This is a genomic window from Actinoplanes sp. ATCC 53533, from assembly GCF_003947245.1.
This window is the reverse complement of sequence record NZ_QHHV01000308.1, coordinates 1-7675: the sequence shown is the minus strand read 5'-3', so window position 1 is coordinate 7675 and position 7675 is coordinate 1. Positions and strand designations below refer to the sequence as shown.

The 7675-nt window shown below is 68.6% G+C and carries 12 protein-coding genes; 3 read left to right on the top strand and 9 right to left on the bottom strand.

Going from position 1 to position 7675, the window contains the following annotated elements:
- Positions 1-504 (top strand): nucleotidyltransferase family protein (locus DMB66_RS54915; protein ID WP_125811988.1); only part of this gene is annotated, 504 nt, incomplete at its 5' end.
- Positions 505-620: 116 nt separating this feature from the next.
- On the opposite strand, the gene DMB66_RS61985 is transcribed toward DMB66_RS54915, so the two are convergent.
- Together DMB66_RS61985 and DMB66_RS54910 are read right to left on the bottom strand one after the other, a co-directional pair.
- Positions 621-794, bottom strand: coding sequence for a hypothetical protein (locus DMB66_RS61985; RefSeq protein WP_158647677.1), 174 nt, complete (start codon positions 792-794; stop codon positions 621-623).
- A gap of 289 nt (positions 795-1083) precedes the next feature.
- Complete coding sequence (locus tag DMB66_RS54910) at positions 1084-1422, bottom strand: hypothetical protein (RefSeq protein WP_125811987.1); 339 nt, start codon at positions 1420-1422, stop codon at positions 1084-1086.
- A 260-nt stretch (positions 1423-1682) separates the two neighbouring features.
- Between DMB66_RS54910 and DMB66_RS54905 the strand changes: the two genes are divergently transcribed.
- Positions 1683-1892 (top strand): hypothetical protein, encoded by a 210-nt coding sequence (locus tag DMB66_RS54905; RefSeq protein ID WP_125811986.1) that lies wholly within the window; start codon positions 1683-1685, stop codon positions 1890-1892.
- A gap of 8 nt (positions 1893-1900) precedes the next feature.
- Here the strand turns inward: DMB66_RS54905 and DMB66_RS54900 are convergent, their stop codons facing one another.
- Together DMB66_RS54900 and DMB66_RS54895 are read right to left on the bottom strand one after the other, a co-directional pair.
- On the bottom strand, positions 1901-2587 hold the full coding sequence (locus DMB66_RS54900) for a hypothetical protein (RefSeq protein ID WP_125811985.1): 687 nt from the start codon (positions 2585-2587) through the stop codon (positions 1901-1903).
- A 40-nt stretch (positions 2588-2627) separates the two neighbouring features.
- On the bottom strand, positions 2628-3389 hold the full coding sequence (locus DMB66_RS54895) for a prepilin peptidase (RefSeq protein ID WP_125811984.1): 762 nt from the start codon (positions 3387-3389) through the stop codon (positions 2628-2630).
- 292 nt (positions 3390-3681) lie between these two features.
- On the opposite strand from DMB66_RS54895, the gene DMB66_RS54890 reads away from it, so the two are divergent.
- Positions 3682-4158 (top strand): NUDIX domain-containing protein, encoded by a 477-nt coding sequence (locus DMB66_RS54890; RefSeq protein ID WP_199753199.1) that lies wholly within the window; start codon positions 3682-3684, stop codon positions 4156-4158.
- 44 nt (positions 4159-4202) lie between these two features.
- Here the strand turns inward: DMB66_RS54890 and DMB66_RS54885 are convergent, their stop codons facing one another.
- The 5 genes from DMB66_RS54885 to DMB66_RS54865 all read right to left on the bottom strand — a co-directional run.
- Positions 4203-4481: a hypothetical protein gene (locus DMB66_RS54885; protein ID WP_125811983.1), complete on the bottom strand. Its 279-nt coding sequence runs from the start codon at positions 4479-4481 to the stop codon at positions 4203-4205.
- 135 nt (positions 4482-4616) lie between these two features.
- Positions 4617-4799, bottom strand: a complete 183-nt coding sequence (locus DMB66_RS54880; protein ID WP_125811982.1) for a hypothetical protein — start codon at positions 4797-4799, stop codon at positions 4617-4619.
- On the bottom strand, positions 4796-5788 hold the full coding sequence (locus tag DMB66_RS54875; protein ID WP_125811981.1) for a hypothetical protein: 993 nt from the start codon (positions 5786-5788) through the stop codon (positions 4796-4798). Before DMB66_RS54875 ends, DMB66_RS54880 begins: the two co-directional genes overlap by 4 nt.
- A 96-nt stretch (positions 5789-5884) precedes the next feature.
- Positions 5885-6838 carry a hypothetical protein gene (locus DMB66_RS54870; RefSeq protein ID WP_125811980.1) on the bottom strand — a complete coding sequence of 318 codons (954 nt, stop codon included), beginning with the start codon at positions 6836-6838 and terminating at the stop codon, positions 5885-5887.
- A gap of 138 nt (positions 6839-6976) precedes the next feature.
- A partial coding sequence (locus DMB66_RS54865; protein WP_233625525.1) for a hypothetical protein occupies positions 6977-7675 on the bottom strand: 699 nt, incomplete at its 5' end.

The window sequence follows — 7675 nt, the reverse complement described above, 5'->3', positions numbered from 1 at the left end:
GACGAGCAGATCCCCGAGGCCTGGATCGGTGCCGGAGTTCTACGCGATCTCGTCTGGGGCGAGCGCTACGGATCCGGGTTCCTGCCAGCAGAGGTCCGGGACGTGGACGTCGCCTTCTTCGACCCGCACGACCTCAGCCGCACCAACGACGACAGGATGACAGAACGGCTCCAGCGACGACTACCTGTCATGCCCTGGGAGGCGAAGAACCAGGCAGCGGTACACACCTGGTACCCAGCCAAATTCGGCGGCACCGCGGTCGAACCCCTGACGTCGATTCGCGCCGCGGTGGGCACCTGGCCCGAAACCGCTACCGCAGTGGCCGTACGCCTCGGCGCCGACGACGTCATCGAAATCTGCGCCCCGTTGGGCCTCGCCGACCTCCTCAACGGGGTCTGGCGACGTAATCCCCGACGCATCGACATACAGCATTCCCTCGCCCGGCTCGCGCGCCACCAACCCGCGACACGCTGGCCACGCGTGTCGGTCATACCCCCGGGATAACAGCCACGCATGCCTGACGGCGCAACGGACCGCATCGAAAGACGGCACGAGCACACGCTCCCGGGGCTGCTACCGCCCCAGACATGCCCGGATTGCGGCTACTTGTTTCGCCGCACCTATGACTTCTCGTCTCGTTCGGCCAGCACGCGGCGGGCAATCGCAACCCGAACGTCGTCCTGCAACTCGGACGGCAATTCGTCGAGACGCATTCGTCCTTCGAGTACCGCCGCCAGTAGTCGGTTGTTATACAGTTGCCGTACCAGCTTGGGAATCCACCATCGCCATTTCATGTCGGCATGGTAGCTCCGATGCCGCAGATTGGGCATCCCTGCGCAATTGCTAATTGATGCGGCAGACGGGACATGACAATGATGGCGGCTTTCTGTTCTCACATCAATGGCATATGTGCCGCTCGGATGCCATTGACGCCGCGAATATGTCACCGATCACGGGAACCGTCAGCCGGTGATGACTCCAGCGAGCAGGGTGCCGACGATCAAACGCGGGCCGAACGGTATCAGGGTGCCGCGACGGATCCGTCTAGTCGATAGCAGTGCCGCTGCGACGATCGCAACCACGTCAGGGCCGTGCCGAGTACGACCGCGCCCCAGCCGTCCGTTCCCAGTTGCAGGCCGCACAGGGCTGCCAGGCGGGCATCGCCACCCCGAGCTGTCCAGGTATCAGCAGCGCCGTGGCCAGATACGCCAGCACGGGCACCAGCGCGGCGCTGCCGGCCGTTGCCGCGAGTCCGAGCCGGTCACTCACTTGCGCGGCGGCGATGATCAGGAGCCCGCGGACGGCGGCGGCAGTCGCGACGATCTTCCTCGGCAGTCGCTGTACGTGCAGGTCGATGGCTGCGAGCCGGATACCGGCGCCGGTGAGAACAGCCAGGCGGCGAGCAGTAGGCGGCCATCCCAAGTCACCGCAGCCGTCACCATGCGTGCCGGGGCCTACTTCGAAGACCCAATCGCCCGCTCCGTCGTGCCCGTCGGAGACTTCACCTGGCACCTCCGGGCCAGCGACTGGTCGTGCGGCTGCGGCTTTGACACCCATGCCCGTAAGGCAGACCGCTACGGTTGGGCGGGCATCTGGCAGATCGACGGCTACCGCGGCACGCGGTGGTGGCTCCGCATCGCCAGACGGGACGGGATCACCCTCGACGACCCACGTCGGGTCCTGTGGGGGTTCTCCTCGATCGAGATGGGCGCGCAGCCGACGAGGTATTTCCAGGCTCCACAACGGCGGATGCGCGCGAATGGCACACCACCGGCTACGGATCGTTCATCCAAATCCTCCGCGCCGAACACGACGCGGCGCGGCTCAGACGCGGGCATCAGGCAGACACGCTGGCCATGCTGGAGATTGTGCTGCGCATGGCCGCTTCCTGACCGGCCGGTCAGCCCTCCCCGCGATGATCAGCGGTCCACGCCACTGCCAGACAACTTGCGACCTCACCCACCCGCGTGAACGCCTCCTCAACCGCGTCGTCGTCAAACGTCCACGGTCCACGCGAGCGGTTCCACGGTTCCACCTCGTCGAGCAGCGAGTGGGCGAACGCATTGCGCCGCTCGGCAATCCATTGCGTGCTGTCACGGATCATCTGCGGTTCCAAGAGGTGCGGCCACCGCTCGATCAGCGCGGCGATCTTTACCTGTAGCCCTCGTTTCCGTAGGGGCGAATCACTGTCACGATCGAGTAAGCTCGTCGCCAGCGACTCCAGCGCTGCTGCGCACGCCGCGATCACCGCTCCGGCGCTGATTGTTGACATGTCCCCCAGCAGGCGGCCTTCCTCCCGCAGGTTGTCGTCGGATTCCCCCGACCAGCCAGCCACGCGGTGATTGCCTGTGCGCCATGAGTCCGCGTGCGACGTCGTGGTCTTGACCACCCCCGCGTTGACCGTGCGGTGAAGCCAGATCAGCGCCGACAACCGGTCCGCGAATGTGAGAAACTCGATGTGCTCGGAATGGCCGAGGTCGATGTAGGCGTCAGCGAAGGACGCCGGATCGTTTTCCCACAGGTCTTCGAGCGCCTGCTGGAGTTCCTCGCCCTCCAGTGGCTGAAAGTTCTCGTCGTACAGAAGCACAGGCCGATCATAAAGTCATGGCCTTCACTACGCGATCGAGTTAATACCCGGCCGCCCCCAAGCCGGTGATGATCCCAGCGAGCAGGGTGCCGACGATCAAATATGGGCCGAACGGTATCAGCGCACCGCGGCGGACCCGTCCGGTCGACAGCAGCGCCCCGGCGACGATCGACGACAGCAACCACGGCAAGGCCGCACCGAGCACGACCGCGCCCCAGCCGTGTGTTCCCAGGAGCAGGCCGCACAGCGCTGCCAGGCGAACATCGCCTACCCCGAGTTGTCCAGGAGCGAGCAGCGCCAAGGTCAGATAGGCCAGCCCCAGCACCAATGCGGCGCTGCTGGCCGTTGCCGCGAGCCCAAGCCGGTCACTCACGAGCGCGGCGGCGGCGATCAGCAACCCGCAGGCGGCGGCGGTAGCCGTGATGATCTTCGTCGGCAGTCGCTGTACGTGCAGGTCGATGGCGGCGAGCCAGATGCCGGTGCCGGTGAGAACAAGCCAGGCGGCGAGCAGGAGGACCTCTGCGGGGATGCGGTGTGGCAGGCTCCAGCCGAGCAATGCGAAGGCCAATGCGGTGACCGCGACGAAGTGCCATGGCGGCGAGGTGAGCGGACTGCCGCAGGAGGTACAGGTGCCGTGTCCGATCCAACCGCGTAGTCCGGCCGGCAGCGACGCCTGGCAATGCGGACAGTTGCCTGCCGGGTCGCTGTCGGCCGCCACGGACAGCCGGTAGGTCGGCAACGGCATGAGCATGCCGACACCGGCGCCGAGCGCGGCGGCTGCGATAGTGGCGACGACCTGCATCGCCGCGATGCTAACCCCGCCGATCAAGCCGCCGTCGCGGTGGCGGCCCCTCGCGCAAGCGCGTCGGTTGTCGGCCACGCCGGCGTTGACATCAGCGGTGCCGGTGCACTGACCAGTTGTCGGGTCCTTGCACTGCGCGTTGCTGAATGGCGCTTGGAACGACGTCACCGAGAACGAAGCGACGTTGGTCCAGGTGGCGTTACCGGACTCGGGTCGTAACGGAGGTGGGGATGAGCTGTAGCCGACTTGGGCAGCGTGTCGTGGACGCGGTCGTTCACGATGTCGAGGCGCGGTGCTGAAGTCCGACGGCGCCAAGGCTCGGCTGCCATCAGCCCTGGCCGCGCTGATGGAGCCGCTGGCCGCGGAGGTCTGGGTGCTCGATCGTTGCTTGGCGCAGGTCGTGCTGGTCCAGCACCGGTGGCAAGCATGGGTACCGCCGGGCGGCAAGATCGAATACGACGAGGCCCCACGGGAGGCTGCGGTCCGGGACCTGCCTGAGGAAACCGGTCTTCGGCTCGAACTGCTGGAGCGGCCGGCGGGCGGCGACTGTGCGTTCATTCCATCCGGATTGGCCACCGACGCTGTCATTGTCGTATGTCGCGTTCGCGGACGATGCGGCGTCGCTGGCCGCCGAATGCGGGCAGCCGATGGGTGGACGCCGCTGGACCGGGACTGGGACAGCTACTTTCCCGAGGATCCGGCACGGGTCCGGCAGTACGTGAGGACCATGATGCGGCTGGCCGGCACCCGACATCCAGGGCCGTACTGACCGTCGTCGCCGTGTCCTCCCTGGCCAGGTTAGTTGGTCTCGTGTCATTGGTTGCTCTGCGGGCGGGCCCGGTCCAGGTAGGCATCGGGTTCCTCACGATGGGCGAGGCAGGCGCCGGTTACGGTGTCGACGGAGGTGCCGACTCCCTCGTTCGGCCGGTACCGGACCATGGCCGCGCGCGGCGAGGCCTGCACGATGACGCCCGGCCGCCAGGAGCCACAGCGATACACCCATACCCATACCGGCGAGTCCGAGAGGTAGGAGGTGAGGTTCGCGACCGTGCGGGGGTCACGCCGGTAGGGATCGGTGGCGGGGACCGGCACGGCTTCTGCTCTCCTGCGGGAACCTCGATGAAACGGGCGGACCAGCACCATCGCTTGGCGGTGTCTCACGGTGCTCTGCCACGGCAGCGGTCGGCAGACGCACGCGAGCTCGGATCGGGCTGGACGCCCGGCGGCTTACCGGCGCGGTGTGGTCAGAACAGGGTCGGCGGTGAACGCGTCGGGGATGGTGTGCCCGTCGCTCTTGGTGACGGTGGCCTGGTGGAGCAGGCCGGTGAGGTGTTGGAGCCTGCGGGCCAGGCGGGGTGCTGGCCTGCCCGGCAAGCGGGCCGCAGCGCGGCGGACGAGGTGGGCGGTCACCGTACGGTGGCCCTGCGGTCCCGCGTCGTGTAGAGGTGAAGGTCAGCGGTTTGCGGGAACCGGCCGGTGAGCCCGCCTGGGTTGGTCAGCAGCACGTGCTCGTATCCGGTTACCTCGCCGGTGGCGGGGTCGAGCTGGAGCAGGTCACGGCTGACGCCGGGGTTTCGCGGCGTGCGGGTGTCGATGCTGACGGTCAGGCACGCCCGTCCGAGTTTGTCGGTGTCAGGGCCGGTCCAGTCCAGGTCGGCGTCGGCGAGGATGTCGAGGATGGCGGCGCGGGTGGTGAGCCGGGGAGCCCGGTCGCGGTACAGCTCGTCCACGGCCCGCACGACGTCCATGATCCCGTTCTCGGGTTGCGTGCGGCTGGTGATCGCAGCGGTGACCGTGCCTCGGTCGGCGCCCAGGTCGGCAGGGCCGGGCAGCTCACCGGGGTCGAAGTACCTCGCGTTGATGCGGACGGTGTGTCGGGGCAGGGCCGACCACGTGCTCGGTTCGGTGCCGGGCGGGTATTCGCGGGTCTGCTTGTGCCCGGACCTGTCCGCGGCCCGCCACCGCTGGTGCGTCATCGGGATCATCGCGGTGGTCCCGACTCTGTCGATCACGGTGGTGGACCCGGCCCACTGCTGCTCGGCGACGTACTCGAAGGCCCCGCGCTCGGTGTCGGCCCGGCTGGCCGTCAATGTCGCCGCGAGTCGCCGCAACGGTTCGCGGGCCGAGGTGCGGCCGGTGAACACGCGGATGGTCTGCGCCGAGCCTGAAGGCAATGGCGCTCGGCCTGCCGGCTCAGGGTCGTTGCTGGGCGCGGCGGACGAGGGCCTGCTGCTCGGTGGTGTCGGGGTTGCGTCGCTCGCGGCCGACGTCGCGGTGTCGGCGGTGCCGCCCGCGCCGACAATGTCGATCACGCCCGCGGTTACCGCCAGGCTCAGAACGGCGGCGGCAGCCGGGATCAGGTATCGCCGGATTTTGATACGCGGTGAGGGGGTGGTCATGGTGGTGGGATGCCTTTCAACCGTAACGGGATGCGGGAGCGGAGCCCCTGGGCGTCGGCGCCGATGCCGGCGCGTCAACGCCTGGGCTGGGCTGTTCTAGGCCGGTCGGGTGTTGCTGCGGTGCTGGTCGATGAACAGTCGGTAGTAGAAGATCCGCCCGGCGGGAACCTTCAGATCCGGTTCGTGGGCGGTGAGGTCCTGCTGGTAGGCCAGCAGTTGCCCGGTTTCGGGGTCGAAGGTCAGACGGTGGCGCAGGGCGGGGGCGTCGCGGGTGTCGGTGTCGAGGCTGATGGCGAGTCCGGTGCGGCCGAGCCGGTCGGTGACCCGTTCGTGGAACGCCAGGCCGGGGATGCCAGCCAGCATCCGCAGGACGGCGGCGCGGGCCGGAAGGGGCACGTACCGGGAGCCGTACAGGTCCTGGACGTCGATGATCGTCGCCTCGGGCCCGGTGCGGGTGGGGTCGACGGCGTCCAGGACGCGGGCGAGCACGGCCGCGTCGGTGGGTATGGGGCCGGTGAGAGATCCTGCGAGTTCCCCGGCCGGGTGCCGGGTGGTGGTGGCCTTCTCGCCGTGGAACTCGGTGTCGGTGCTGCGGAAGTTCGGGTCGGCGCCTGCCAGGGTGTAGTCGGGGCTGGGCTCGATGGCGGTGACGGTGCCGGAGCCGTCGGCGGCGACCCAGCTGTGGGCATCACGGGCCATCACGATGGTGGTCATCGGCCGGGGTGCGGGCCGTCCGGTGGTGGTCAGCATCCAGGTCCGGATGCGCCGGTACTCGTATCGGCCCGACGTGTGGTCGCCGGGTGCCGCGGTGAGCCGGTCGGCGGTTGCGAGGATCCGTTCACGGGTGGTGGGCGGTTGCGGTGGCGGGGTGCTCGCGGAGATGGCGGCGCCCGGGTGAGTCGGCGCCAGGACCGGCGATGTGGTGGTCCGGGTGGCAACAACCGCGCCAGCGGTGATCAGCAGCGTCGAGACCGTGACTCCCGCGATGACCAGGCGCCGGTGCCGGTTGCTCGCTGAGAGGGCCGCGGGGGTCGGGATGGTGTCGGGCATGGAGAGTTCGGTCCTTCTGCGCGGGGTCACGGGATGTGGGCAGGCGACGACGTGGGTGACTGGTCACGGGCCACGGGTTGTCCGGTGGCGGACGGGGCGGACCTGCATCGACGTGGCAGAGCCGCGGCGGTGCCCTGATCAGGTGTATTTACGGAGTTGGGTGAGGTCTGCCTGGGCGAGGTCGAGGTCGGCGCCGACGGCGTGGTGGTCGGTGTGCGCGGTGGTGTCCCGACGGAACCCGCCCGCGATAGCGGGACGGAGTGCCGGGGTCACGTGGATCTGGTCGGCGCGGATGCCGCCGTGTTTGCCGGTCGGCTGGCGCTGGGTGGGGTCGTTGTGCTGGTCGGCGACGTGGGCGGCGACGTCGGTGAAGCCGCCGGAGTACAGGGTTTGTCCGACGATGGTGTTGGCCCGCCACGGGTCGTCGGGGGACGTGATGGGCAGGCAGCGGGCCATCCGGTTGTACGGCTGGATCGTGGTCCAGTCCGGCTCCGGGTCGTCTAGCGGCGGGTGATTGACGTCGCCCGCGATTACGCCGAGGCCGTCGTGTCGGTATGCCCTGGTCCCGATGATCTGCGCCTCGATCGCGGCGGCTGCCGCGGAGCTCGGGTTCAGGTGGGCGCTGATGGCCACGAACTGGCACGGCAGGTCGATTCCGGTCAGGTCGAAGCTGGCGAGGCAGTAGCCGTGCCAGGTCTTGTGTTGGGTGTCGGTGTGGCTGTCGCGCAGGGTCAGCCGGTCGGAATCCCAGGCGATCGCGGTCGGCATGTGGCGCGACTTGGCGACGAGCAGCCGCATGCCCAGATCCCATTCGGCCGCACGGATCGCGRRGGGTTG

Coding starts and splice junctions, on each gene's coding strand:
- DMB66_RS54895 (WP_125811984.1), bottom strand. CDS start 3,389: ATGCAGGTCGTCGCCACTATCGCAGCCGCCGCGCTCGGCGCCGGTGTC.
- DMB66_RS54870 (WP_125811980.1), bottom strand. CDS start 6,838: ATGCCCGACACCATCCCGACCCCCGCGGCCCTCTCAGCGAGCAACCGG.
- DMB66_RS61985 (WP_158647677.1), bottom strand. CDS start 794: ATGAAATGGCGATGGTGGATTCCCAAGCTGGTACGGCAACTGTATAAC.
- DMB66_RS54875 (WP_125811981.1), bottom strand. CDS start 5,788: ATGACCACCCCCTCACCGCGTATCAAAATCCGGCGATACCTGATCCCG.